This is a genomic window from Pseudomonas sp. GV105, assembly GCF_003058185.1.
Lineage (GTDB): Bacteria > Pseudomonadota > Gammaproteobacteria > Pseudomonadales > Pseudomonadaceae > Aquipseudomonas > Aquipseudomonas veronii.
Window position 1 is genome coordinate 124,932 of record NZ_QBUF01000002.1, and the last position, 24,774, is coordinate 149,705.

Sequence of the window (24,774 nt, forward strand, 5' to 3'; positions counted from 1 at the left end):
ATCGCGGCGCAATTAGCCCTTGAGCTTTTCCGCAATCCAGATGGTGTGCCGCGTGCCCTTGTTGCCATGGGCGAACACTTGCACTTCCTCGGCCTTGAAACCGGCCTTGCGCAGCTTGTCGCTGAACAGCTTGTCGGCGCTGGCCGACCACACCGCAAGTACGCCCTTGGGGCGCAGGGCCTTGGCGCAGGCGGCCAGGCCACCGGCGGAGTAGAGCCAACTGTTGGCTTTTTGCGTAAGGCCTTCGGGGCCGTTGTCCACGTCGAGCATGATCGCATCAAAGCCCTGGGGCTCGGCTTGCAGCACCTTGGCCACGTCTTCCATGCGGACCACGGTGCGCGGGTCAAGCAGCGGGCGCCCGGCCTTTTCGCCCAAGGGGCCACGGTTCCATTCCACGACACCGGGCACCAGTTCTGCCACCACCACTTCGGCGGTCTTGCCCAGGTGCTTGAGGGCCGACGCGAGGGTGAAACCCATGCCCAGCCCGCCGATCAATACCCGCGAACCGGGGCGGCCGGCGACTTTGCGACAAGGGATTTCTGCCAGCGCGTCTTCGGAGCCGTGCATGCGCGTGTTCATCAACTGGCCGCCGTCGCCGCCCTGGATCTTGATGACAAAGTCCTCGCCGTATTCGAACAGGCACAAGGCACCGCCGTTGTCGGGGATCGGGGTGGTGTCCAGCAGAACGAAACGTTTCATGGAGATCTCATTGGGAAGGGCATTCTTGCGCGGTTGGGAGTAGCCTTACGACATTCCGGTCAGGCCATGGAGCCATCGATGAAGTGCAGCATTCTAACGGTCATTGTGTTGGGCGCGCTCACATTGGGTGTGGCGCAGGCTCAGGAGTTGCAAACCGTACCGGTTGCGCCGGCGCCAACCCCAGGCGCGCCGGGCACCCCCACCCCGACGCTGTATCCGCAAGTCACCCCGCCGGCGGTGCCCAAGACGAACGGCTCGCCGCCGCTGGTGCCTATCGTGTTACCTGCGCCACCGAAGGACCAGACGGTCCCCGGCGTGCCGCCGAACGACAGCAAGCCGAAGACGCCCGGCGGTTAACCGCGTCGAGCGCTCCAGCGTTCAGCCAGGACCGCTAAACCAGCCCGAGCGCCTTGAACACAAATGCATATTCGAGTGCTACGTCACGTAATCCCTGGTAACGCCCGCTCATGCCGCCATGGCCGGCCCCCAGTTCGGTCTTGAGCAGCAGCAGGTTGTCGTCCGTCTTGGTGTCGCGCAGCTTGGCCACCCACTTGGCCGCTTCCCAGTACTGCACGCGGCTGTCGTTGTAGCCGGCGATCACCAGCAGGGCCGGGTAGGCCTGGGCGCGCACGTTCTCATACGGCGCATACGCCTTGATGCGCGCATAGACCTCGGGCTCCTGCGGGTTGCCCCACTCGTCGTACTCGGTGACGGTCAGCGGCAGGTCCGGGTCGAGCATGGTGTTGAGCACGTCGACGAACGGCACTTCGGCAATCGCCGCCTGGAACAGCTCCGGACGCTGGTTGAGCACCGCGCCGATCAACAGGCCACCGGCACTGCCGCCGCTGATCACCAACTGTTTGGCGCAGGTCAAACCCTGTGCGATCAGGTGTTCGGCACAGGCGATAAAGTCGCTGAACGTGTTCTGCTTGTGTTCTTGTTTGCCATTGCGATACCAGGCTTCGCCCAGCTCGCCGCCGCCGCGCACATGCGCAATGGCAAACGCGACGCCACGGTCCAGCAGGCTCAGGCGCGCGTGGGAGAACCACGGATCGAGGCTCTGGCCGTAGGCGCCATAGCCGTAGAGGTACAGCGGCGTCGGTTTGCCAAGCTGGTCGCGCTTGACCACCAGGCTGATCGGCACCTGGGTGCCATCGGCGGAGGTTGCCCACAAACGCTGGCTGACGTAATCGTCGGCGTTGAAGACGCCGAGTACCGGGGTTTCCTTGAGCACCTGTTGCGCGCCGCTGGCCAGTTCCAGCTGGCGCACCTGGGCCGGACGGTTCAGGGCTTCGTAGCGCAGGCGGATCTTGTCGCTGGGGAATTCCAGGCTGTTTTGTACGTAGAGGCTGTAGGCAGCGTCAGGCAATTTCACACGATAGGTCGGTAGACCCTGGGGATGCACTTCGATGACCGGCAGGCCGCCGATGCGCAGGCTCAAGGTCATGGCGCCGGCATTCAGGCTCACGCCGTCGAGCATCACCTCATCGCTGTGGGGGATCAGGTTTTTCCAGTCGGCCTGGGTCGGCACGCGGCCGGTGTCGGCGGCGACGAACAGGGCGTAGTTGATGCCGTCGCGGTTGCTGCGGATGAACCAGGTCCACGCGCCGTCGAGCTGGCCGTGGTCGACGTCGTACTCGTGGTCTTCGACCCGTGGCGCCAGGCAGGTGAAGTCCAGGTGCGGCTGGTCGGCGTCCAGCGCCCAGATTTCACTGGTGGTCTTGCTGCCCAGGGCCACCAGCAACTGGCGCTCGGAGCTGGAACGGTAGCAGTGCAGGAAGAAACGCCCGTCGGTCTCGTGGAACACTTCCTGCGCGGCGGTGCCGTCCAGGCGATAGCGGTAGAGTTTGTGCGGACGATGGGTATCGTCCAGTTCGCCGAAAAACAGGGTCAGGCTGTCATTGGCCCAGGTCATGCTGCCGTCGCAGTTATCGAACGCCAGTTCGCTGACTTTGTCGGTGGCCAATTCCTTCACGTACAGGGTGTAGATCTCTTCGCCATTGGTATCGAGGCTGTAGGCCAGGCGCTGATGGTCGGGGCTGATGCTGAACGCACCGAGGGAGAAAAAGCCGCCGTTGGCCAGCACGTTGGGGTCGAGCAACAGCTCCTCGCTGCTGTCATCCACCTGGTTGCTGTCGTCGGCCGGGCGGCGGCAGCGGTAGTGGCGGGCGTATTCGTCGCCGGCGGTGGTGCGCGTGTAATACAGGTACGGGCCCCAGGGGGAGGGCAGCGACAGGTCGGTTTCGAGGATACGGCCCTTGATCTCTTCGAACAGGGTTTCACGCAGCGCCTGTTGCCCGGCGAGTTGGGCTTCCTGCCAGGCGTTTTCGGCTTTCAGGTAATCCATCACTTCTGCGCTGTCACGCACTTGCAGCCAGGCGTAAGGGTCCTGGCCTGGGGCCTTGCGGGCAATCGGGGCGGCAGTGATGGGGGTCGATGGCGGCATGGATCACTCTCTGTCTGGCGGATGGTGGCAGGCATTGCAGCCGCGACACGCAAAAGCCGTTATCATAGCGGCCTGTTTGCCTACCTTGCCATGGACACCATGACCGAGAACGATTATCTGACCGCTTGGGGCCTTTACGCCTTCGCCGCTTTGGGCTGCCTGTTGGTGTGGTGGCGCATGACCCGCTGGATCTGGCGCTGGTTGCGCGAGCCACTGCAATTGCTGATGGCCGTGCTGCTGTTGAGCCCGACCATCGTCGACCCGGTCAAGACCCAGTTCGCGCCGGCCGTGGCGATTACTGCGCTGGACCTGGTGCTCAAGGTCGGCAATAACGCCTGGCGGGCCGTCTCCGACTTGTTCATGTACACGATGATCGCCTTTGGCGTGTACCTCGTGTTTGTGTTGATCCGCTGGCCCATCGAGCGCGCCGCCAACGCCCGCCGTGAGCGCAAGGCCGCCGCTGATGCCGCCTTGGCCGCCGAGCCCGAAGACGATGACGAGCCGTTCCGTCGCCCGGCGCCTGTGGGCGGTATGCGGGTCGAACCGCGCCTTTAACGTTGTCTGCCCTGCAGCGAGAGCCCTGGCATGTGTGAATTATTGGGCATGAGTGCCAACGTCCCCACCGATATCGTGTTCAGCTTTACCGGGCTGATGCAGCGCGGTGGGCGTACCGGCCCCCACCGCGACGGTTGGGGCATCGCGTTCTATGAAGGCCGTGGCCTGCGCCTGTTCCAGGACCCGGCCGCGAGCAGCGAATCGGAAGTCGCGCGGCTGGTGCAGCGTTATCCCATCAAAAGTGAAGTGGTGATTGGCCATATCCGTCAGGCCAACGTGGGCAAGGTGTGCCTGTCCAATACCCACCCGTTCGTGCGCGAGCTGTGGGGGCGTAACTGGTGCTTTGCGCACAACGGCCAATTGGCCGACTTCAAACCGCGCGCCACGTTTTACCGGCCGGTGGGCGACACCGACAGCGAAGCGGCGTTCTGCGACCTGCTCAACCGCGTCCGCGAGGCGTTCCCGGAGCCGGTGGAGATCGAACAGATGCTGCCGGACCTGATCGCCGCCTGCACCGAATACCGCAGCAAAGGCGTGTTCAACTGCCTGCTCAGCGACGGCGATTGGTTGTTCTGCTACTGCACGACCAAATTGGCCCAGATCACCCGGCGTGCTCCGTTCGGCCCGGCACGCTTGAAAGATGTCGACGTGATCGTCGATTTCCAGGCCGAAACCACGCCCAACGATGTGGTAACGGTGATCGCCACCGAACCCCTGACCGACAACGAAAACTGGACCCGCTACGAACCGGGCCAGTGGAGCCTGTGGCGGCGCGGTGAATGCGTCAGCCAGGGCATTACCGAGTAAGGAAGTCGACTATGTTGCTCAGCTATCTGCGGTTGGTGTTGTTTGCCATTGGCTTGTTGGTCGGTGTGCAAGTGCCGGGGTTCATCAATGACTACGCCAAGCGCGTCGAAGCCCACCTGATCGAGGCCCAGACCGGCCTGCGCGGCTTTGAATCCACCGCGCAACAGTTCTTCAACGGCGACTTGCAGGCCCTGGTCGCCCACTACCGCGCCAGCGACGACCCGGTGTTTCGCAGCGATGCCAACAGCCTCGGCACGTTGTTGGATCGTCAGTTGGCGCTGGACAAGCAATTCCAGGCCATGCAAGGCCCCTGGTACATTCGCGCATTGCAGGTAGCGGTCGCGGCCGACCCGGCGATCCGCCTGGAAACCTGGAACGGCTACAGCTACCAGATCCTGCTGACCCCCGAAGCCATGGGCTGGGGCCTGGGCGGGGCGATGTTGTTGTCGTTCGGCCTGGAGTGCCTGTTCCGCTTGATCGACTGGGTGGTGCTGGGCGGCAAGCGCCTGCGCCAGAGCCGGCCGATCGAAGAGCGTGATTTGAAAGGGCTGTAGAAAGGCCTGTAATGGTGGGAGGGGGCTTGCTCCCACCGTTTTAATCGCGTTCCTTCAACTTCTGGGGTCGACCTTTATGGGGTGGACACCGTCCCGGACACACGCCAAAAATCGCGCCGTTTCACGATAAGTGTCGCTGGGAGGGTGGGATAAGTTGCGAGTCTTGTGTAAAAGATCCCACACTACAAAAAAACAAAGCCTACAGGAGCACTCAGCGTGAGCCGTCTGCTATTGAATTGCGACATCGGCGAAAGCTATGGCAACTGGAACCTGGGTCTGGACGCTGAGGTCATGCCGTTCATTGATTGCGCCAACGTGGCCTGCGGCTTCCATGCCGGCGACCCGAGCGTCATGCGCAAGACCGTCGGCCTGGCGCTCAAGCATGGCGTGCTGGTCGGGGCGCACCCGGCGTATCAGGACCTGCAAGGTTTCGGCCGCCGTTCCATGGCCTACACGCCCGAAGAAATCCAAGACCTGTTGCACTACCAGATCGGCGCGCTCGACGGCATTTGCCGCGCCCAGGGCGGACGGGTCAGCTACGTCAAACCCCATGGCGCGATGTACAACGACATGATGGCCAACCCCGCGCAGTTGCGCGCGGTGATCCAGGCCGTTGCCGCTTACGGCGAACTGCCGCTGATGCTGCTGGCCACCCGCGACAACCGCGCGGCCCAGGCGCTGGGCGACGAATACGGTGTGATCCTGTGGTTCGAGGCGTTCGCCGACCGCGCCTACGACAACAAGGGGCACCTGGTTTCCCGCCAATTGCCCGGCGCGGTACACCACGATACCGAAGCCATCATCCAGCAATCCCTGACCATTTCCCGTGGCGAACCCTTGACCGCCAGCGATGGCAGCCCCTTGGTCCTGCGGGCCAATACCTTGTGTGTGCATGGCGATAACGCCAGTTCGGTGGCCTCCGTGCAGCGCATTCGCGAGGCGTTGAAGTGCCAGTGACGCCACGCCTATGGGAGATATCGGGTTACTTGGAAAGGAACCGCATGCCTTCTTCCAGCCCGCGCAAGGTCAGCGGATACATCTGGTCTTCGACCAACTCCCGCACGATCCCGGTCGACGCCGTATAGCCCCAGGTGTCCTTCGGATACGGGTTTATCCAGATCAGCTTCTTGTACTTGGCCATGAAGCGCTGCATCCACACATACCCCGGCTCCTCGTTCCAATGCTCGACGCTGCCGCCGGCCTGGGTGATTTCATACGGCGCCATCGAGGCATCGCCGATAAAGATCACTTTGTAATCGGCGCCATATTTGTGCAGCAAGTCTTGGGTGGAGGTGCGCTCCGACGTCCGGCGCTGGTTGTTCTTCCACACCGACTCGTACACGAAGTTGTGGAAGTAGAAGTACTCCAGGTGCTTGAACTCGGTCTTGCACGCGGAGAACAGCTCTTCGCAGATCTTCACATGGGCGTCCATCGAGCCGCCGATGTCGAACAGCAACAGCAGCTTGATGGTGTTGCGCCGTTCCGGGCGCATCTGGATATTCAGCAAGCCGGCATCGCGGGCGGTGTGGTCGATGGTGCCGTCGATGTCCAGCTCTTCCGCCGCACCCTGGCGCGCGAACTTGCGCAGGCGGCGCAGGGCGATCTTGATGTTGCGCGTGCCCAGTTCCACCTGATCGTCGAGGTTCTTGTACTCGCGCTGGTCCCAGACTTTCACCGCCTTGCCCTGGCGCTTGCCCGCATCGCCGACGCGGATGCCTTCCGGGTTGTAGCCGCCGGAGCCGAACGGGCTGGTGCCGCCGGTGCCGATCCACTTGTTGCCGCCGGCGTGGCGCTCTTTCTGTTCTTCCAGGCGTTTCTTGAACGCTTCGATCAACTTGTCCAGGCCGCCGAGGGACTGGATCTGCGCGCGTTCTTCGTCGCTCAGCGAGCGTTCGAACTCCTTGCGCAGCCAGTCTTCGGGGATCAGCGCCTGCAGGTGGTCGTCGAGCTTTTCCAGACCGTTGAAATAGGCGCTGAAGGCGCGGTCGAACTTGTCGAAATGGCGTTCGTCCTTGACCAGGATCGCCCGGGCCAAGTAGTAGAACTCGTCCATGTCGGCGAAGATCACCCGCTGTTTCAGGGCGTTGATCAGGTCGAGCAGCTCGCGCACCGACACCGGCACCTTGGCTGCACGCATTTCATTGAACAGGTTGAGCAACATGGCAGGCGCCCTTATCGGTTACCGCGACGGCTCATGAACGCCAGGCGTTCGAGCAATTGCACGTCCTGCTCGTTCTTCACCAGCGCACCGGCCAGGGGCGGGATGGCCTTGGTCGGGTCGCGTTCGCGCAGTACCGCTTCGCCGATATTGTCGGCCATCAGCAGCTTGAGCCAGTCGACCAGTTCGGAGGTGGAGGGCTTTTTCTTCAGGCCCGGCACTTTGCGCACGTCGAAGAACACGTCCAGCGCTTCGCTGACCAGGTCTTTCTTGATGTCGGGGTAATGCACATCGACGATCTTTTGCAGGGTGGCGCGGTCGGGGAAGGCGATGTAATGGAAGAAGCAGCGGCGCAGGAACGCATCCGGCAGTTCTTTTTCATTGTTGGAGGTAATGATGATGATCGGGCGTTTCTTGGCCTTGATGGTCTCGTCGATTTCGTAGACGTAGAACTCCATCTTGTCGAGTTCTTGCAGCAGGTCGTTGGGGAATTCGATGTCGGCCTTGTCGATTTCGTCGATCAGCAGGATCACCCGTTCCTCGGCCTCGAAGGCTTCCCAGAGCTTGCCCTTCTTCAGGTAGTTGCGCACGTCATGCACCTTGTCCACGCCCAGCTGCGAGTCGCGCAGGCGGCTGACCGCATCGTACTCGTACAGGCCCTGGTGGGCCTTGGTGGTGGACTTGATGTGCCAGGTGATCAGCTTGGCGCCGAAGGATTCGGCCAACTGCTCGGCGAGCATGGTCTTGCCGGTGCCCGGCTCGCCCTTGACCAGCAGCGGCCGCTCCAGGGTGATGGCCGCGTTGACGGCCAGTTTCAGGTCATCGGTGGCAACGTAGGCCTGGGTGCCTTCGAACTTCATCGGTCATTCCTCGAATTCATCAATGCCCGACTATACCGTGCGGCCCCGGCGACTGTGAACGCAGACGGGTTATTCAGTCTCTGAATGACCAGTCACGCGTGCGCTCAGTGGATCGAAGGCGTGGTCGTTCCCGGGGCCGATCTGCGGGCTTGTAGGAGATTGACTATTGCGATGTCTCCGACGTTCCTCTGACTGGACGCTTTGGAAGACGAGGCATACCCTTGGGGCTTTCTTCAAGCCGCCTCAAGGACCCGTCATGAGCCGCATTTTTGCAGACAACGCGCACTCCATCGGTAACACGCCTCTGGTTCAGATCAACCGCATCGCACCGCGTGGCGTGACCATCCTGGCCAAGATCGAAGGGCGTAACCCGGGTTATTCGGTGAAGTGTCGCATTGGCGCGAACATGATCTGGGACGCGGAAAGCACCGGCAAACTCAAGCCGGGCATGACCATTGTCGAACCGACCTCGGGCAACACCGGTATCGGCCTGGCGTTCGTCGCCGCGGCCCGTGGCTACAAACTGGTGCTGACCATGCCTGCGTCGATGAGCATCGAGCGCCGCAAAGTGCTCAAGGCCCTGGGCGCCGAGCTGGTGTTGACCGAGCCGGCCAAGGGCATGAAGGGCGCAATCGACAAAGCCGCGGAAATCCTCGCCAGCGACCCGGCCACCTACTACATGCCAGCGCAGTTCGAAAACCCGGCCAACCCGGCGATCCACGAAAAAACCACCGGTCCGGAAATCTGGAACGACACCGACGGCGCCGTCGACGTGTTGGTGGCGGGCGTGGGCACCGGCGGCACCATTACCGGGGTGTCGCGCTATATCAAGAACACTGCGGGCAAGCCGATTCTGTCGGTGGCCGTCGAGCCGATCGTCTCGCCGGTGATCACCCAGGCGCTGGCCGGTGAAGAGATCAAGCCGAGTCCGCACAAGATCCAGGGCATCGGCGCCGGGTTCGTGCCGAAGAACCTCGACCTGTCGATGGTCGACCGCGTGGAACTGGTGAGCGACGACGAATCCAAGGCCATGGCCCTGCGCCTGATGCGGGAAGAGGGGATTCTGTGCGGGATCTCCTGCGGCGCGGCGATGGCGGTCGCCGTGCGCCTGGCCGAGAAGCCGGAGATGCAGGGCAAGACCATCGTGGTGATCCTGCCGGACTCCGGCGAGCGCTACCTGTCGAGCATGCTGTTCAGTGATTTGTTTACCGATCAAGAAAACCAGGCTTGATGCAAATCAGCGTGAGAGCGGGGGCCTTATGCATAATTGGCCTACCCTCGCGCCGTTTTAAACGCTGATTGTTGGACTGCGCGGGTTTTTCCCGAGGTCCGGAGTGTTTATCATGGCCGGCTGCTACGCCTGGTTTCCCCTCGACGGGAGGTTGTTGGCCAGGCGCTTATTTCCAGGAGTTGCTGCATGACCTTTTCTTTGGCCGCCAAACTGTCGGTGTTGCTGGTGTTTATCGGCAGCACGCTGTACGTACACCTGCGCGGCAAGGCCCGTTTGCCGATGTTGCGCCAGTTCGTCAACCACTCGGCGCTGTTTGCCCCGTATAACGCCTTGATGTACCTGTTCTCGGCCGTGCCGTCCAAGCCGTACCTGGACCGCAGCAAGTTCCCGGAACTGGACGTGCTCAAGGACAACTGGGAAGTGATCCGCGAAGAAGCCATGCACCTGTTCGACGAGGGTTACATCCGCGCCGCCGAAAAGAATAACGACGCCGGCTTCGGCTCGTTCTTCAAGAAGGGCTGGAAGCGTTTCTACCTCAAGTGGTACGACAAACCGCTGCCCTCGGCCGAGGCCCTGTGCCCGAAAACCGTGGCCCTGGTCAGCAGCATCCCCAACGTCAAGGGCGCGATGTTCGCGCTGTTGCCGGGCGGCAGTCACCTCAACCCGCACCGCGACCCGTTTGCCGGTTCCCTGCGTTATCACCTGGGCCTGTCCACGCCGAACTCCGACGACTGCCGCATTTTCGTCGACGGCCAGGAATACGCCTGGCGCGACGGTGAAGACGTGATGTTCGACGAGACCTACGTACACTGGGTGAAGAACGAGACGGAAAAGACCCGCGTGATCCTGTTCTGCGACATCGAGCGCCCGCTGAGCAATCCGCTGATGACCCGCATCAACCGCTGGGTCAGCGCGCAACTGGGCCGCGCCACCGCGCCGCAGAACCTGGACGACGAACGCGTCGGTGGCATCAACCAGGCTTATGCCTGGAGCAAGTCGTTCAGCGACAAGATCAGCAGCGTGGTCAAGCAGTGGAAGCGCAAGCATCCCAAGGCCTACCGCATTGCGCGGCCGGTGCTGGCGGTTGTCGTCTTGGTACTGCTGTGGAAGTGGCTCTTCGGCTGACTTGAAGCTTTAAATGCGGTCAAAACTGTGGGAGGGGGCTTGCCCCCGATGGCGGTGTGTCAGTCATCAGATGTATCGACTGATCCACCGCCATCGGGGGCAAGCCCCCTCCCACATTTGGCCTCCAGCGACCTTTAGCTGGCGATCAACTGGCGCAGCACATAGTGCAGGATGCCGCCCGCTTTGAAGTATTCCACTTCATTGAGGGTGTCGATCCGGCACAGCACGTCGATCTTCTCGCTGCTGCCATCCTCGCGGGTAATCACCAGGGTCAGGTTCATGCGCGGCACGAGCTGCGCGTCGCTGAGGCCCAGGATGTCGATCTTCTCCTTGCCGGTGAGCTTGAGCGCCTTGCGGTTCTGGTCCAGCTTGAACTGCAAGGGCAGCACGCCCATGCCCACCAGGTTGGAACGGTGAATGCGCTCGAAGCTCTCGGCGATCACTGCCTTGACCCCTAGCAGATTAGTACCCTTGGCCGCCCAGTCGCGGCTCGAGCCGGTGCCGTATTCCTGGCCGGCGACCACCACCAGCGGTGTGCCGGCGGCCTGGTACTTCATGGCGGCGTCGTAGATCGGCATTTTCTCGCCGGTGGGCACATACAGCGTGTTGCCGCCTTCCTCGCCGCCGAGCATTTCATTGCGGATACGGATATTGGCGAAGGTGCCGCGCATCATCACTTCATGGTTGCCGCGGCGTGAGCCGTAGGAGTTGAAGTCGCGCGGTTCCACGCCTTGTTCGCGCAGGTAATGACCGGCGGGGCTGTCGGCCTTGATGTTGCCGGCGGGGGAGATGTGGTCGGTGGTCACCGAATCGCCCAGCAGGGCCAGGACGTTGGCGCCGTGGATGTCCTTGATCACTGGCAGCGGCCCGGCGATGTCGTCGAAGAACGGCGGATGCTGGATGTAGGTGGAATCCTTCTGCCACACGTAGGTCGCAGCCTGCGGCACTTCGATGGCTTGCCACTGTGCGTCGCCGGCGAACACCTCGGCGTATTCCTTGTGGAACATGCCGGTGCTGACCTGGGCGACCGCGTCGGCAATCTCCTGGCTGCTTGGCCAGATGTCCTTGAGGTAGACCGGATTGCCGTGTTGATCGTTGCCCAACGGTTCGCGGCTGATATCGATACGTACCGTACCGGCCAGCGCATACGCCACCACCAGCGGCGGCGAGGCCAGCCAGTTGGTTTTCACCAGCGGGTGGACGCGGCCTTCGAAGTTGCGGTTGCCGGACAGCACCGACGCCACGGCCAGGTCGGCTTTCTGGATGGCTTTTTCAATCGGCTCGGGCAACGGGCCGGAGTTGCCGATGCAGGTGGTGCAGCCATAACCCACCAGGTCAAAACCGAGCTTGTCCAGGTATTGGGTGAGGCCGGCGGCCTTGTAGTAGTCGGTGACCACTTTGGAGCCGGGGGCCAGGGAGGTTTTTACCCAGGGTTTGCGGGTCAGGCCTTTTTCCACTGCCTTTTTCGCCACCAGCCCGGCCGCCATCATCACGCTGGGGTTGGAGGTGTTGGTGCAGGAGGTGATCGCGGCGATCACCACGGCGCCATTTTTCAGGCGATAGGTCTGGCCGTCGTACTCGTAGTCGGTTTCGCCCACCAGATCGGCATTGCCCACGGCCACACCGCCGCCGCCTTCGCTTTCCAGGCGGCCTTCTTCCTTGTTGGTCGGTTTGAATTGCAGGTCGAGGAAGTCACTGAACGCCTGGCCGACATTCGGCAGCGACACGCGGTCCTGCGGGCGTTTCGGCCCGGCGAGGCTGGCTTCGACGCTGCCCATGTCCAGGGCCAGGCTGTCGGTGAACACCGGCTCCTGGCCGGCGTTGCGCCACAGGCCTTGGGCCTTGGTGTAGGCCTCGACCAGTTTGACGGTCTGCGCCGGGCGACCGGACAGGCGCAGGTAGTCCAGGGTCACCTCATCCACCGGGAAAAAGCCGCAGGTGGCGCCGTATTCCGGGGCCATGTTGGCGATGGTGGCGCGGTCAGCCAGGGGCAGGTCGGCCAGGCCGTCGCCGTAGAACTCGACGAATTTGCCGACCACGCCTTTCTTGCGCAGCATCTGGGTGACGGTCAGCACCAGGTCGGTGGCGGTGATGCCTTCTTTCAATTTGCCGGTGAGCTTGAAGCCGATCACTTCCGGAATCAGCATCGACACCGGCTGGCCGAGCATCGCCGCTTCCGCTTCGATCCCGCCCACGCCCCAGCCGAGCACGCCGAGGCCGTTGATCATGGTGGTGTGGGAATCGGTGCCGACCAGGGTGTCGGGGAAGGCGTAGGTGCGGCCGTCTTCGTCCTTGGTCCACACGGTGCGGCCGAGGTATTCGAGGTTGACCTGGTGACAGATGCCGGTGCCCGGCGGCACCACGCTGAAGTTGTCGAAGGCGCTCTGGCCCCAGCGCAGGAAGGCGTAGCGTTCGCCGTTGCGCTGCATTTCGATGTCGACGTTTTGCCCGAACGCGGCGGTGGTGCCGAACTTGTCGACCATCACCGAGTGGTCGATCACCAGGTCCACCGGCGACAGCGGGTTGATGCGCTGCGGGTCGCCACCGGCCTTGGCCACGGCGGCGCGCATGGCGGCCAGGTCGACCACGGCGGGCACCCCGGTAAAGTCTTGCATCAGCACGCGGGCTGGGCGGTACTGGATCTCGCGGTCGGACTGGCGCTCTTTGAGCCAGGCGGCGATGGCCTTGAGGTCGGCGCCGGTGACAGTTTTGTTGTCTTCCCAGCGCAGCAGGTTTTCCAGCAGCACCTTGAGGGACATCGGCAGCTTATCCAGGTCACCCAGGCGCTTGGCGGCTTCGGGCAAGCTGAAATAGTGATAAGTCTTGTCGTCGATTTGCAGGGTTTTAAGGGTTCTCAGGCTATCAAGGGATGACATTACATGACTCCTTATGGTCCGCACGGCTACGGACCTGACGGGACGAACAGAACTATCAAACTAGCCCTGTTTTCAGTAGCTGGCTAATTACTGGACTCTATGGACAGATCCAAGGTTCCGAAGTCAGTTATCATGCGCGCGTTTTCATGACAGACATTGCGATAGCGCAAGTCCGTCGGGTCGCCAGGAGAGTCGATGAACACCCTTTTTATGCACTGCCGCCCGGGTTTTGAAGGCGAGGTCTGTTCCGAGATCGCGGAACACGCCGCGCGCCTGAACGTTTCCGGCTACGCCAAGGCCAAGACCGGCAGCGCCTGCGCCGAATTTGTCTGCACCGAGGAAGACGGCGCCCAGCGCCTGATGCACGGCCAGCGTTTTGCCGAGCTGATCTTCCCGCGGCAGTGGGCGCGCGGGGTGTTCATCGACCTGCCGGAAACCGACCGCATCAGCGTGATCCTCGCGCACCTGCGCGAATTCCCGGTGTGCGGCAGCCTGTGGCTGGAGATGGTCGACACCAACGACGGCAAGGAGCTGTCGAACTTCTGCAAGAAATTCGAAGTCCACCTGCGCAAAGCCCTGCTGAACGCCGGCAAGCTGGTGGACGACCCGAGCAAGCCGCGCCTGCTGCTGACCTTCAAGAGCGGCCGCGAAGTGTTCATGGGGCTGGCCGAGTCGAATAACTCAGCGATGTGGCCGATGGGCATCCCGCGCCTGAAATTCCCCCGCGATGCGCCCAGCCGCTCGACCCTGAAGCTGGAAGAGGCCTGGCACCACTTCATCCCCCGCGACCAGTGGGACGAGCGCCTGCACGGCGACATGACCGGCGTCGACCTGGGCGCGGCTCCGGGCGGCTGGACCTGGCAACTGGTCAACCGGGGTATGCTGGTGACCGCCATCGACAACGGCCCCATGGCCGAAAGCCTGATGGACACCGGCCTGGTGCAACACTTGATGGCCGACGGTTTCACCTTCGTGCCCAAGCAGCCGGTGGACTGGATGGTGTGCGACATCGTCGAAAAACCGGCTCGCAACGCCGCCTTGCTGGAAACCTGGATCGGCGAAGGCTATTGCCGTGAAGCGGTGGTCAACCTGAAACTGCCGATGAAGCAGCGTTACGCCGAGGTCAAGCGTTTGCTCGAGCGCATCGAAGACGGCTTCAAGGCGCGCGGTATTCGTGTGGAAATCGGCTGTAAGCAGCTGTACCACGACCGTGAGGAAGTGACCTGCCACTTGCGTCGGCTGGTGGATGTGAAGAAAACCAAGGCCCGTTAAACTGAGCGCCTGCCGTAGGAGTAATCAATGAGCGATATGACCGACACTGCCGTCGACGGCACCCTCGACGCCACCGGCCTGAACTGCCCGGAGCCGGTGATGATGCTGCACCAGCACATCCGTGACCTGCCGCCTGGCGGCCTGCTCAAGGTGATCGCGACCGACCCGTCGACCCGCCGCGACATTCCCAAGTTCTGCGTGTTCCTTGACCACGAACTGGTGGCTCAGCAGGAACAGGCCGGTACGTACCTGTACTGGATTCGCAAGAAGCTCGACTAAGCCCCCGATTCCTGTAGGAGCGAGCTTGCTCGCGAAAACTAAGCCCCCGATTCCTGTAGGAGCGAGCTTGCTCGCGAAAACCCCGAGAGCGCCACGTCAAACCAGGCAAGCTGCGTTATCGCTGGCGACCTTCGCGAGCAAGCGCGGGTGTGTGCTGCTTAACCCCGCGCCTTGTCCCGGCGAATGCGTCGGCGTGCGCTGCGCGCCAGGCGCACCAGCAACATCCCCGCCGCGCAGCTCAGGCCCACGATCAGCCCCTGCCACAAACCGCTGGGGCCGCTCGCCGCGCCCAGCCAGTCGGTCAGCCCCAGGGCGTAACCCACCGGCAACCCCACGCCCCAGTAGGCAAACAGGGTCAGCACCATGGTCACGCGGGTGTCCTGATAGCCGCGCAAGGCACCGGCGGCGGTGACCTGGATCGAGTCGGAAAACTGGAACAGCGCGGAAAACACGATCAGCGTCGACGCCAGGTGGATCACCACCGGGTCCGGGGTGTAGATCGCCGCGATCTGCTCGCGAAACATCAGCATCAGGCTGCAGGACAGGCAGGCATACGCCAGCGCCGTGCCCATGCCGACCCCGGCAGCGAAGCGCGCTTCACGCGGCAGGCCACGGCCGAGGGCCTGGCCGACGCGCACGGTGACGGCCGTGCTCAGGGAGTAAGGGATCATGAACACCAGGGAACTGACGTTCAGGGCGATCTGATGGCCGGAGACCACCGTGGCGCCCAGGCTGCCGATCAGCAGGGCGATCACCGCGAAGATGCTCGATTCGGCAAAGATCGCGATGCCGATTGGCAGGCCGATGCCCAATACGCGCTTGATCACCGCCCATTGCGGCCAATCGAAACGCTTGAACAGTTCGCTGCTCTGGTACGCCGGCCCCCAGCGCGTCCAGCCCGCCAGGCCGAGCATCATCACCCACATCGCAATGCCCGTGGCCCAGCCGCAGCCCACGCCGCCCATGGCCGGCACGCCGAAATGGCCATAGATGAAGATGTAGTTCAGCGGGATATTCAGCGCCAACCCGCACAGGCCCATGACCATGCTCGGGCGTGTGCGGCCCAGGCCGTCGCTGAAACAACGCAACACGTAATACAGGGCAACGGCCGGCATGCCTGCGGCGATGCCGTGCAGGTAGCCCATGGAGGGTTTGATCAGGTCGGGTTCAACCTTCATCGCGTGCAGGATCGGTTCGGCACTGAGCAGCAGCAGTGACGCGGTGATGCCGACCACCACCGCCAGCCACAGGGATTGGCGCACCAGCGGCCCGATCTCGCTGTAGTGACCGGCGCCATAGCGCTGGGCGACTTTCGGCGTGGTGGCCAGCAAGGTGCCGGTCATCAGCAGGTACACCGGAATCCAGATCGAATTGCCCAGGCCCACCGCCGCCAGGTCCTGCGGGCTGACGCGCCCGGCCATCACCGCATCGACGAAGCTCATCGCGGTGGTTGCCAGTTGGCCGATCATGATCGGCACGGCGAGTGTCAGCAGGCCGCGCACTTCCCGGCTGATGCGGGCGGGACGGGTGAGGGTGGCGGTGGCGGTGTTCACGTGCAGATGTCCAAAGAAGAGCGCAGGACGGCGGATTCTACGCGTTGACGCAGCGGTCAGGAAAAAACCTGTGTTAGCGATTTGTAAGCGATCTTCCAGGCGCCGCAGCGTCCACCTTCGATCTGCGGTGGAACACCGATCGCATCCCTGTACACTGCTGTTCCGCCAAAGGAGCCTGCCATGCTGATTGTTGCCGACGAAAATATTCCGCTGCTCGATGCTTTCTTCCAAGGATTTGGCGAAATACGCCGGGTGCCCGGCCGTTCCATTGACCGCGCCACCGTCGAGCAGGCCGATGTGCTGCTGGTGCGCTCGGTGACCAACGTCAACCGGGCCTTGCTCGAAGGTTCCAAGGTGCGCTTTGTCGGCACCTGCACCATCGGCACCGATCATTTGGACCTCGACTATTTCCAGCGTGCCGGCATTCAATGGTCCAGCGCGCCCGGCTGCAATGCCCGTGGCGTGGTGGACTACGTGCTGGGCAGCTTGCAGACCCTGGCCGAGATCGAGGGCGCCGACCTCAACCAGCGGACTTACGGTGTCGTCGGCGCCGGTGAAGTGGGCGGGCGTTTGGTCAAGGTGCTCAAGGGCCTGGGCTGGAACGTGCTGGTCTGCGACCCGCCGCGGCAGATCGCCGAAGACGGTGACTACGTCAGCCTGGAGCAGATCATCGAGCAATGCGACGTGATCAGCCTGCACACGCCGTTGACCAAGTCCGGCAACGGCTCCACCTGGCACTTGTTCGACCGCGAGCGCCTCAACCGCCTCAAGCCCGGTGCCTGGCTGATCAACGCCAGCCGTGGCCCGGTGGTGGACAACGCCGCCCTGCGCGACGTGCTGCTTTCGCGTGAAGACCTGCAAGCGGTGCTGGATGTGTGGGAAGGCGAGCCCGAAGTGGATGTCGACCTGGCCGACCTCTGCGTGCTGGCCACCCCGCACATCGCCGGTTACAGCCTGGACGGCAAGCAGCGCGGCACGGCGCAGATCTACCAGGCGTTCTGCGCGCATCTGGGCCAGGCGCCGGCGATTGAACTGAGTGATTTGCTGCCGCCGCCGTGGCTGGCCGAGGTCCATTTGAATGCGTCTACCGATCCGGCCTGGGCGCTGGCGACGTTATGCCGCAGCGTGTACGACCCGCGGCGCGATGATGCGGATTTCCGTCGCAGCCTCGTGGGAACGGTGGACGAGCAACGCAAGGCGTTCGATCTGCTGCGCAAGCACTATCCGGAGCGCCGTGAGATCGATGGCTTGAAGGTGCGTATCCATGGGCAATCGGCGCTGTTGTCCGGCATCGTCGAGGCATTGGGCGCTGAGCTGCTGTAGGAACGAGGTCACAAAAAAACCGGCCATCAAGGCCGGTTCTGAAAGAGCGTGGGCGCTTCAGCCTTGCTGGGCAGGCTTGACCAGTCGCTGTTCCAGCTCGCGGCACGCTTGCTGGATCATGTCTTCGGTAATCTGCACTTCGCGGCCTTGGGCGTCGATGACGGAGCAAGGCAGGTATTGCGGTTGGCGGATTACTTCAATCTTGGCATCGCTGCTGTTTTGCAAGGTCATGGCCTGTCTCCTCATCAGGTTGTGTACCAACTTTAACCCCCCCGCGTGACCGAGCTGTTACAACTCCTTGCAAGATCATCGCTTCGAATACTCAGTCCACCAGAAACCGTTACAAATTTCCAGCCGGGTGTTAGACCGATAACCTCTAGGGGGCAGAGTGGGCGGGCATAATTAACCCGACTCATTGTTATTTACCCAAGTTCCCCCAATGTTGTCTGTAGGTTCCGATCTCCCCCTCATCAGGTGATGCCCCCCATGTTCTCAGTCCGACAACGCCGTGCAATTCGCCTGGCCAGCCGCTTCATTGCGCCCTATCGCTGGCAGGCGCTTGGCGCGCTGGTGGCGCTGATCGTCACCGCCGGCATCACCTTGTCCATGGGCCAGGGCATTCGCCTGTTGGTGGACCAGGGCTTCATGACCCAGTCGCCGCACTTGCTCAACCAATCCATCGGCCTGTTCATGATCCTGGTACTGGGCCTGGCCGTCGGCACGTTTGCGCGGTTTTACCTGGTGTCGTGGATCGGCGAGCGGGTGGTGGCGGACATTCGTCGGCAGGTGTTCAACCACCTGATCTACCTGCATCCTGGGTTTTATGAAAACAATCGCAGCTCGGAAATCCAGTCGCGGTTGACCACCGACACCACATTGTTGCAATCGGTGATCGGCTCCTCGCTGTCGCTGTTCCTGCGCAATGCGTTGATGGTCATCGGCGGCATCGTGCTGCTGTTTGTCACCAACCCCAAGCTCACCAGCATCGTGGTGGTGGCGCTGCCGCTGGTGTTGGCGCCGATCCTGATTTTCGGCCGCCGCGTGCGCAGCCTGTCGCGCTTGAGCCAGGACCGTATCGCCGACGTCGGCAGCTACGTGTCCGAGACGCTCGGCCAGATCAAGACCGTGCAGGCCTATAACCACCAGGCGCAGGACGAACAACGCTTTGCCGTGACCGTCGAGGACGCTTTCAGCACCGCACGTAAGCGCATCGCCCAGCGCGCCTGGCTGATTACCCTGGTGATCATGCTGGTGCTCGGCGCCGTCGGGGTGATGCTGTGGGTCGGCGGCATGGATGTGATCAGCGGGCGCATTTCCGGCGGCGAGCTGGCGGCGTTCGTGTTCTACAGCCTGATCGTCGGCAGCGCCGTCGGCACCTTGAGCGAAGTGCTCGGCGAGTTGCAGCGCGCCGCGGGGGCGGCAGAGCGGATCGGCGAGTTGCTGCAGTCGCACAACGAGATCCAGGCGCCCACTGCTGGCAGCGTGCAATTACCGCCACGCGTCAGCGGCCGCATGGAGCTGCAAGACCTGCGCTTTTCCTACCCGTCGCGGCCGGACACTTACGCCATCGACGGTTTGAACCTGACCATCAACCCCGGCGAAACCCTCGCGCTGGTGGGGCCGTCGGGCGCGGGCAAGTCGACGATTTTCGACCTGTTGCTGCGCTTCTATGATCCCCAGCACGGCCGCATCCTGCTCGAAGGCCAACCGTTGACCGAACTCGACCCCCAGGACCTGCGCCGCCACTTTGCCCTGGTGTCCCAGAGCCCGGCGCTGTTCTTTGGCAGTGTCGAAGACAACATCCGCTACGGCAACCCGAGCGCCACTCGCGAGCAGGTCGAAGCCGCGGCGCGGATTGCCCATGCCCACGACTTCATCCTGCAAATGCCCGATGGCTACCAGACCCACCTCGGCGACGGCGGCATGGGCCTCTCCGGCGGCCAACGGCAACGCCTGGCGATCGCCCGCGCGTTGCTGGTAGATGCGCCGATCCTGCTGCTGGACGAAGCCACCAGCGCCCTCGACGCCCAGAGCGAACACCTGATCCAGCAGGCGCTGCCACAACTGATGCAGGGCCGCACCACGCTGGTCATCGCGCATCGGCTGGCGACGGTGAAGCATGCGGACCGGATCGCAGTGATGGACCAGGGCAAGCTGGTGGCGATCGGCACGCATCAGCAGTTGATCGCGAGCAACCCGCTGTATGCGCGGTTGGCGGCGTTGCAGTTCAGTGATGGCGTGGAGGAACAGGCTGCGCACTGAAATCACTGTGCATAAATAAAAATGCCCGCATCCTTCGATGCGGGCATTTTTGTGTGTGCGTCACGCTTTATTGATCGTCGAAATACCGCTCATGCCAGTCCACCAACGGCTGTGGCGAATTGAGCTTCTGCCCGTAGATCACCGAATAAGACAGCACGTTCTGCACGTACTGGCGGGTTTCGTCGAACGGGATGCTTTCCACCCACACGTCGAAACTCAGGTGATCGGCGCCGCGCAGCCACTGGCGCACGCGGCCCGGGCCGGCGTTGTAGGCGGCGGAAGCGAGGACGCGGTTGCCGTTGAACTGGCTGTGTACCTGGCTCAGGTAAGCGGCGCCGAGCTGGATGTTTTTATCCGGATCGAGCACCTGGGCCGGGGAGGCCAGCGGGATGCTGAACTTGCGCGCGGTGTCTTTGGCGGTGCCGGGCATCAGCTGCATCAGGCCGCTGGCGCCGACGCCGGAGCGGGCGTCGTCCATGAACGCGCTTTCCTGGCGGGTGATGGCGAACACCCAGCTCGAATGCAGGCCACGCACCTTGGCTTCGCGTACCAGGGTGTCGCGGTGGGCCATTGGGAAGCGGATGTCGAGGTCATCCCAGTACTGCGCCTGGCTGATGGTACGGATCGCCGGGAAGTACCACTTCATGTCGTAGGCCAGCCTGGCCTGGGCGACCATTTCGTCGCGGTTGAAGTGACGGCTGACGTGGTACCACTCGCGGCGGCCATCGACCACCTGGCCCCGCGCATAGAACTCCAGGGCGCGGCGCACGCCGGGGGTGTTGCGCACTTTGTTGATCAGCGCCTGGCTCATCAACAGCGGCTTGTTCATCAGTTGGTACGGCGCTTTGGAGCGGTCGGCGGCGAGGAAACCGTAGAAATCGCGCTCCCGCGACAGGTTCTTGTACAGCACCAGGGCTTGCGGGTTTTTCGGCTCGGCCAGCTCCAGGCTGCGGGCCTGCCAGTAGCGCCAGCGGTTGGTGGTGGCCAAGTCCTGCGGGAGTTTGCGCGTGAGTTGGTAGGCGTCTTCCCAACGGGCCAGGCGCAACAGCAGGCGCAGGCGCCATTCGGACACGGTGTTGTCGCGCAGTTCCGGGTCGTACTTGGTCATCACCTCAAGGGCGCGTGGGTCAAAGCGCTTGGCCAGGGTCAGGCCGATCTCGCGGGCAATCGCCACTTTTTCGTCACGGGAGAAGTGCATGCTGCTGGCATAGCCGTCGAGCATGGCCATGGCCTTGTCCGGGTCCTGGCGCGCCAGGCGGCGCAGGCCCAGGCCCACGGCGTCAGACATGGCCTCGGTGGCCGGCAGGAAGCGCGACGGGTCGCTGAGCATCTCCGGCTTTTGCGCCACGTCCACCATCAGGCGGCCTTGGGCGCCGAGGGTCGGCAGGCTTTTCACCAGGCTGTTGGCCAGCGCGTAGTTGCGGGCTTCGGCGGCGAGCTTGGCGCGGTCCCAGATTTTCTGTTCGGTGAGTTGGCCATCTGCGGCCCACTGCGCGAACGTGGCATCACAGGCGGACGGTTGCGATTTACCGGTCAGCCAGAGTTTTTCGGTGGTTTTGTAGCCTTCGGCCTTCAGATTGTGCGTGAGCTGGAACTGGCCATGCAGGCAATCGAGCTCGACGAAATTGAGCTTGGGGTCGTAGTACTTTTCAAAGGTCTGCCAGTCGCCACGCTCGGCCAGCCAGCGCAACCAACGCAGTTTCATCCAGTTGGCCTGGGGCAGGTCGCCGTTTTTGGCGAGGAATTGTTCGATTTCCTCGTTGCTCGCGGTCTTCAGGCGTGCGGTCAGCTCGTCGTAGGCCAGGTACGGCGTCAGCGGGTAGTCGGCCAAGGCCTGGCTGTATTGCATGTAGGGCCCGGTATCGCCCTTGGCCAGGGCGCGTTTGGCTTCATCGTAATATTGACGTTGGGTGGTTATGTCCACGGCCAGGGCGGGTTGAGCGGCAGTGGCAGTAAGAAGCAGACAAGATAAAAAGTTGAAAAGGCGACTGCGCATGAGACGTCCGTGCAGAGAAATCACGACTAGCGCCGGCACCGCCGACACTCATTGCCTCTAGCTTAGCCTTTTGCCAGCGGCCGGTGAAAGCTTTGCCGACCTGTTCGTTCAAGTTCGCCGGAATTGTCTTACAGAACCCACCCGTAGCGAAAATGCCGGCCGCATCCCACCCTCAACTCAGGTAGAATGCGCGCCCAGTTTTTGGAGAAGCGTATGACCCTGCTCAAATTCAGCGATGTGTCCCTTGCTTTCGGCGCTATGCCGTTGTTGGACAAGGTGTCCTGGCAGATCGCCCGTGGTGAGCGGGTGTGCATCATCGGCCGCAACGGCACCGGCAAGTCCAGCATGATGAAGCTGGTAAAAGGCGACCAGAAGCCCGATGACGGCTCTGTATGGCGCGCCCCGGGCCTCAAGATTGGCGAATTGCCGCAGGAACTGCCGGTGGCCGACGGACGGACAGTGTTCGACGTGGTCGCCGAAGGCCTGGACGGCGTCGGTGAGTTGCTTGCGCAATACCATCACCTGGCGCAGAACTGCGTCACCGAGGAAGACCTGGACAAGCTGATGCACGTCCAGCAAGACCTCGAAGCCCGTGACGGCTGGCGCCTGCAGCAACTGGTGGACAGCACCCTGAGCCGCCTGCAACTGCCGGCCGACAAGACCCTCGCCGAATTGTCCGGCGGCTGGCGTCGCCGCGTCCTGCTGGCCCAGGCCCTGGTGTCCGAGCCGGACCTGCTGCTGCTCGACGAACCGACCAACCACCTGGACATCGGCGCGATCGCCTGGCTCGAAGAAGCCCTCAAGGATTTCCAGGGCGCCGTGTTGTTCATTACGCACGACCGGTCCTTCCTGCAGAACCTGGCGACCCGCATCCTCGAGCTGGACCGTGGTGGCCTGATCGACTGGAACGGCGACTACGCCAGCTTCCTGGTCCACAAAGAAGCCACCCTGGCCGCCGAAGAAACCGCCAACGCCTTGTTCGACAAGCGCCTGGCCCAGGAAGAAGTGTGGATCCGCCAGGGCATCAAGGCGCGCCGCACCCGTAACGAAGGCCGTGTACGCGCACTCAAGGCCCTGCGCGTTGAACGCAGTGAGCGTCGCGAGCGCACCGGCAAGGCCAACATCATGCTGGAAACCGCCGACAAGTCGGGCAAGCAGGTGATGGTGCTGGAGAACGTCAGCTTCCATCACCCGGACGGTCCGTTCCTGATCAAGGACTTCTCCATGGTCCTGCAGCGCGGCGACCGTATCGGCCTGCTCGGCGCCAACGGCACCGGCAAGACCACGTTGCTCAAGCTGATGCTCAACGGCCTGCAACCGACCAGCGGTAAAGTGGAAGAGGGCACGCGCATCGACGTGGCCTACTTCGACCAATTGCGTCACCAGTTGGACCTGGAAAAAACCGTGATCGACAACGTCGCCGAAGGCCGCGACTTTATCGATATCGACGGCCAGAGCCGCCATGTGCTGAGCTACCTGGGCGACTTCCTGTTCAGCCCGCAGCGCGCACGCACGCCGGTCAAGGCCTTGTCCGGTGGTGAGCGTGCGCGCTTGCTGCTGGCCAAGCTGTTCAGCAAGCCGGCCAACCTGCTGGTCCTCGACGAACCGACCAACGACCTCGACGTGGAAACCCTCGAGCTGCTGGAAGAGGTCCTGCTGACCTTCAACGGTACTGTGCTGATGGTCAGCCACGACCGGGCATTCCTCGACAACGTGGTCACCAGCACCCTGGTCTTCGAAGGTGAAGGCAAGGTGCGCGAGTACGTCGGTGGTTACCAGGACTGGCTGCGCCAGGGCGGCTCGCCGCGCCTGCTGGGCGTGACCGAGAGCAAGTCCGGCAAGGCCGACTTGACCTCTGCCGTCGTCGCCCCCGTGGCCGCCGCTGCACCGGCGCCGGAAGCCGCGCCTGCCGCGAAGAAGAAACTCAGCTACAAGCTGCAGCGTGAGCTGGAAGCCCTGCCGGGTGAAATCGACGTCAAGGAGCAGCAGATCGCTGCGGTCGAAGCGCAAATGGCTGACGCGGGTTTCTACCTGCGTCCGGCGGCGGAAACCGCCGAGGTCATCGCGTCCCTGGAAACCTTGAACCAGGAGCTGGAAGTGCTGGTTGAACGTTGGGCCGAGTTGGACGCCTGATTGATTCCAGTGCATTAAAAAACCCGGTGTTCATTTCAATGAGCACCGGGTTTTTTATATGAGCTGCAGTCCAATATATGGGAGGGAGCAAGCTCCCTCCCATATTTGGGTCTCGATCGGTCTTACGCGTTCTTTTTCAGCTTCACCGCCAGCACATCACACGGTGCGCCGTGCAGGACGTCATTGGCGGTGGAGCCCAGCAGCAAGGCCAGGCCGTGACGGCCATGGCTGCCGACCACGATCAGGTCGCAGCCCTGTTCCTTGGCCAGGTGATGGATTTCCTGGCGTGGCTGACCATAGGTCAGGTGGCTCTGACCTTTTTTCAGGTTCGGGTACTTGGTGATCAGGCGCTCAAGGCGTTCCTTGGCTTGATCGAATTGCTGCTGTTGCAGTTGTGACAGGTCCATCGGCACGTCGCCGCCAAAGGCCATGGCCATCGGTTCGACGATATGCACCAGGGACAGCTTGGCGGTGGTGCCAGCCAGATCCACGGCGCGTTTGATCACTGGATCGCACTCTTCGGTCAGGTCTACGGCGACCAGAATATGTTCGTATGACATGGGGCGTTCCTCCAGGGGACTGCAATAAGTTCAGTATGGCTGCTTTCAAGCGGATGGGGTTGCGTCAGGTCAAATCCGCTTATCT

21 protein-coding genes are annotated in these 24,774 nt (G+C 62.7%); 12 read left to right on the forward strand and 9 right to left on the reverse strand.

Going from position 1 to position 24,774, the window contains the following annotated elements:
* Positions 1-12: 12 nt before the first annotated feature.
* Positions 13-699: a spermidine synthase gene (locus tag C8K66_RS04275; protein WP_017848751.1), complete on the reverse strand. Its 687-nt coding sequence runs from the start codon at positions 697-699 to the stop codon at positions 13-15.
* A gap of 78 nt (positions 700-777) precedes the next feature.
* On the opposite strand from C8K66_RS04275, the gene C8K66_RS04280 reads away from it, so the two are divergent.
* Positions 778-1,056, forward strand: coding sequence for a hypothetical protein (locus tag C8K66_RS04280; protein WP_017848752.1), 279 nt, complete (start codon positions 778-780; stop codon positions 1,054-1,056).
* A gap of 34 nt (positions 1,057-1,090) precedes the next feature.
* Here C8K66_RS04280 and C8K66_RS04285 read toward each other — a convergent pair whose 3' ends face one another.
* Entirely contained in the window at positions 1,091-3,145 is a 2,055-nt protein-coding gene (locus tag C8K66_RS04285) for a S9 family peptidase (protein ID WP_046384332.1), read from the reverse strand.
* A 21-nt stretch (positions 3,146-3,166) separates the two neighbouring features.
* Here C8K66_RS04285 and C8K66_RS04290 point away from each other — a divergent pair, with 21 nt between their 5' ends.
* From C8K66_RS04290 to C8K66_RS04305, 4 genes are all read left to right on the forward strand, one after another.
* Positions 3,167-3,700 carry a hypothetical protein gene (locus tag C8K66_RS04290; protein WP_017848754.1) on the forward strand — a complete coding sequence of 178 codons (534 nt, stop codon included), beginning with the start codon at positions 3,167-3,169 and terminating at the stop codon, positions 3,698-3,700.
* 30 nt (positions 3,701-3,730) lie between these two features.
* On the forward strand, positions 3,731-4,507 hold the full coding sequence (locus C8K66_RS04295) for a class II glutamine amidotransferase (protein ID WP_108524354.1): 777 nt from the start codon (positions 3,731-3,733) through the stop codon (positions 4,505-4,507).
* A gap of 11 nt (positions 4,508-4,518) precedes the next feature.
* Complete coding sequence (locus tag C8K66_RS04300; RefSeq protein WP_017848756.1) at positions 4,519-5,061, forward strand: DUF2937 family protein; 543 nt, start codon at positions 4,519-4,521, stop codon at positions 5,059-5,061.
* 216 nt (positions 5,062-5,277) lie between these two features.
* Entirely contained in the window at positions 5,278-6,018 is a 741-nt protein-coding gene (locus tag C8K66_RS04305) for a 5-oxoprolinase subunit PxpA (protein WP_046384331.1), read from the forward strand.
* Positions 6,019-6,043: 25 nt separating this feature from the next.
* Here the strand turns inward: C8K66_RS04305 and C8K66_RS04310 are convergent, their stop codons facing one another.
* Positions 6,044-7,222 carry a VWA domain-containing protein gene (locus tag C8K66_RS04310; RefSeq protein ID WP_057004997.1) on the reverse strand — a complete coding sequence of 393 codons (1,179 nt, stop codon included), beginning with the start codon at positions 7,220-7,222 and terminating at the stop codon, positions 6,044-6,046.
* A gap of 11 nt (positions 7,223-7,233) precedes the next feature.
* Positions 7,234-8,079: a MoxR family ATPase gene (locus tag C8K66_RS04315; RefSeq protein WP_017848759.1), complete on the reverse strand. Its 846-nt coding sequence runs from the start codon at positions 8,077-8,079 to the stop codon at positions 7,234-7,236.
* 256 nt (positions 8,080-8,335) lie between these two features.
* Here C8K66_RS04315 and cysK point away from each other — a divergent pair, with 256 nt between their 5' ends.
* A complete protein-coding gene (gene cysK / locus C8K66_RS04320; RefSeq protein WP_017848760.1) occupies positions 8,336-9,310 on the forward strand; it encodes a cysteine synthase A in 975 nt (324 codons plus the stop codon).
* A gap of 186 nt (positions 9,311-9,496) precedes the next feature.
* Positions 9,497-10,435: an aspartyl/asparaginyl beta-hydroxylase domain-containing protein gene (locus C8K66_RS04325; RefSeq protein ID WP_017848761.1), complete on the forward strand. Its 939-nt coding sequence runs from the start codon at positions 9,497-9,499 to the stop codon at positions 10,433-10,435.
* Positions 10,436-10,569: 134 nt separating this feature from the next.
* On the opposite strand, the gene acnA is transcribed toward C8K66_RS04325, so the two are convergent.
* Positions 10,570-13,311, reverse strand: coding sequence for an aconitate hydratase AcnA (acnA, locus tag C8K66_RS04330; protein ID WP_057004998.1), 2,742 nt, complete (start codon positions 13,309-13,311; stop codon positions 10,570-10,572).
* Between the two features lie 195 nt (positions 13,312-13,506).
* Between acnA and rlmM the strand changes: the two genes are divergently transcribed.
* Both rlmM and tusA read left to right on the forward strand, forming a co-directional pair.
* Positions 13,507-14,583: a 23S rRNA (cytidine(2498)-2'-O)-methyltransferase RlmM gene (gene rlmM, locus C8K66_RS04335; protein WP_046490414.1), complete on the forward strand. Its 1,077-nt coding sequence runs from the start codon at positions 13,507-13,509 to the stop codon at positions 14,581-14,583.
* Between the two features lie 27 nt (positions 14,584-14,610).
* Positions 14,611-14,862 carry a sulfurtransferase TusA gene (gene tusA, locus C8K66_RS04340; protein WP_017848764.1) on the forward strand — a complete coding sequence of 84 codons (252 nt, stop codon included), beginning with the start codon at positions 14,611-14,613 and terminating at the stop codon, positions 14,860-14,862.
* 158 nt (positions 14,863-15,020) lie between these two features.
* Here the strand turns inward: tusA and C8K66_RS04345 are convergent, their stop codons facing one another.
* Positions 15,021-16,415 (reverse strand): MATE family efflux transporter, encoded by a 1,395-nt coding sequence (locus C8K66_RS04345; RefSeq protein WP_108524355.1) that lies wholly within the window; start codon positions 16,413-16,415, stop codon positions 15,021-15,023.
* A gap of 180 nt (positions 16,416-16,595) precedes the next feature.
* Between C8K66_RS04345 and pdxB the strand changes: the two genes are divergently transcribed.
* Entirely contained in the window at positions 16,596-17,738 is a 1,143-nt protein-coding gene (gene pdxB / locus C8K66_RS04350) for a 4-phosphoerythronate dehydrogenase PdxB (protein ID WP_017848766.1), read from the forward strand.
* Between the two features lie 57 nt (positions 17,739-17,795).
* On the opposite strand, the gene C8K66_RS30960 is transcribed toward pdxB, so the two are convergent.
* Positions 17,796-17,969 (reverse strand): PA1571 family protein, encoded by a 174-nt coding sequence (locus C8K66_RS30960; protein WP_017848767.1) that lies wholly within the window; start codon positions 17,967-17,969, stop codon positions 17,796-17,798.
* 246 nt (positions 17,970-18,215) lie between these two features.
* Between C8K66_RS30960 and C8K66_RS04355 the strand changes: the two genes are divergently transcribed.
* Positions 18,216-20,000 carry an ABC transporter ATP-binding protein/permease gene (locus C8K66_RS04355; RefSeq protein WP_165933315.1) on the forward strand — a complete coding sequence of 595 codons (1,785 nt, stop codon included), beginning with the start codon at positions 18,216-18,218 and terminating at the stop codon, positions 19,998-20,000.
* A gap of 67 nt (positions 20,001-20,067) precedes the next feature.
* Here the strand turns inward: C8K66_RS04355 and C8K66_RS04360 are convergent, their stop codons facing one another.
* On the reverse strand, positions 20,068-21,996 hold the full coding sequence (locus C8K66_RS04360) for a transglycosylase SLT domain-containing protein (protein WP_108524357.1): 1,929 nt from the start codon (positions 21,994-21,996) through the stop codon (positions 20,068-20,070).
* A 213-nt stretch (positions 21,997-22,209) separates the two neighbouring features.
* On the opposite strand from C8K66_RS04360, the gene C8K66_RS04365 reads away from it, so the two are divergent.
* Entirely contained in the window at positions 22,210-24,129 is a 1,920-nt protein-coding gene (locus tag C8K66_RS04365) for an ATP-binding cassette domain-containing protein (RefSeq protein WP_108524358.1), read from the forward strand.
* A 122-nt stretch (positions 24,130-24,251) separates the two neighbouring features.
* On the opposite strand, the gene C8K66_RS04370 is transcribed toward C8K66_RS04365, so the two are convergent.
* Positions 24,252-24,689 (reverse strand): universal stress protein, encoded by a 438-nt coding sequence (locus C8K66_RS04370; RefSeq protein WP_046384324.1) that lies wholly within the window; start codon positions 24,687-24,689, stop codon positions 24,252-24,254.
* Positions 24,690-24,774 lie beyond the last annotated feature (85 nt).

What these genes read in the sequence shown, in the direction of transcription:
- C8K66_RS30960 (WP_017848767.1), bottom strand. Translation starts at nt 17,969, where the DNA reads ATGACCTTGCAAAACAGCAGCGATGCCAAGATTGAAGTAATCCGCCAA.
- C8K66_RS04300 (WP_017848756.1), top strand. Translation starts at nt 4,519, where the DNA reads ATGTTGCTCAGCTATCTGCGGTTGGTGTTGTTTGCCATTGGCTTGTTG.
- pdxB (WP_017848766.1), top strand. Translation starts at nt 16,596, where the DNA reads ATGCTGATTGTTGCCGACGAAAATATTCCGCTGCTCGATGCTTTCTTC.
- C8K66_RS04355 (WP_165933315.1), top strand. Translation starts at nt 18,216, where the DNA reads ATGCCCCCCATGTTCTCAGTCCGACAACGCCGTGCAATTCGCCTGGCC.
- C8K66_RS04365 (WP_108524358.1), top strand. Translation starts at nt 22,210, where the DNA reads ATGACCCTGCTCAAATTCAGCGATGTGTCCCTTGCTTTCGGCGCTATG.
- C8K66_RS04290 (WP_017848754.1), top strand. Translation starts at nt 3,167, where the DNA reads ATGGTGGCAGGCATTGCAGCCGCGACACGCAAAAGCCGTTATCATAGC.
- C8K66_RS04325 (WP_017848761.1), top strand. Translation starts at nt 9,497, where the DNA reads ATGACCTTTTCTTTGGCCGCCAAACTGTCGGTGTTGCTGGTGTTTATC.
- C8K66_RS04275 (WP_017848751.1), bottom strand. Translation starts at nt 699, where the DNA reads ATGAAACGTTTCGTTCTGCTGGACACCACCCCGATCCCCGACAACGGC.
- C8K66_RS04370 (WP_046384324.1), bottom strand. Translation starts at nt 24,689, where the DNA reads ATGTCATACGAACATATTCTGGTCGCCGTAGACCTGACCGAAGAGTGC.
- C8K66_RS04285 (WP_046384332.1), bottom strand. Translation starts at nt 3,145, where the DNA reads ATGCCGCCATCGACCCCCATCACTGCCGCCCCGATTGCCCGCAAGGCC.
- acnA (WP_057004998.1), bottom strand. Translation starts at nt 13,311, where the DNA reads ATGTCATCCCTTGATAGCCTGAGAACCCTTAAAACCCTGCAAATCGAC.
- C8K66_RS04315 (WP_017848759.1), bottom strand. Translation starts at nt 8,079, where the DNA reads ATGAAGTTCGAAGGCACCCAGGCCTACGTTGCCACCGATGACCTGAAA.
- C8K66_RS04295 (WP_108524354.1), top strand. Translation starts at nt 3,731, where the DNA reads ATGTGTGAATTATTGGGCATGAGTGCCAACGTCCCCACCGATATCGTG.
- rlmM (WP_046490414.1), top strand. Translation starts at nt 13,507, where the DNA reads ATGAACACCCTTTTTATGCACTGCCGCCCGGGTTTTGAAGGCGAGGTC.
- cysK (WP_017848760.1), top strand. Translation starts at nt 8,336, where the DNA reads ATGAGCCGCATTTTTGCAGACAACGCGCACTCCATCGGTAACACGCCT.
- C8K66_RS04360 (WP_108524357.1), bottom strand. Translation starts at nt 21,996, where the DNA reads ATGCGCAGTCGCCTTTTCAACTTTTTATCTTGTCTGCTTCTTACTGCC.
- C8K66_RS04280 (WP_017848752.1), top strand. Translation starts at nt 778, where the DNA reads ATGAAGTGCAGCATTCTAACGGTCATTGTGTTGGGCGCGCTCACATTG.
- C8K66_RS04310 (WP_057004997.1), bottom strand. Translation starts at nt 7,222, where the DNA reads ATGTTGCTCAACCTGTTCAATGAAATGCGTGCAGCCAAGGTGCCGGTG.
- tusA (WP_017848764.1), top strand. Translation starts at nt 14,611, where the DNA reads ATGAGCGATATGACCGACACTGCCGTCGACGGCACCCTCGACGCCACC.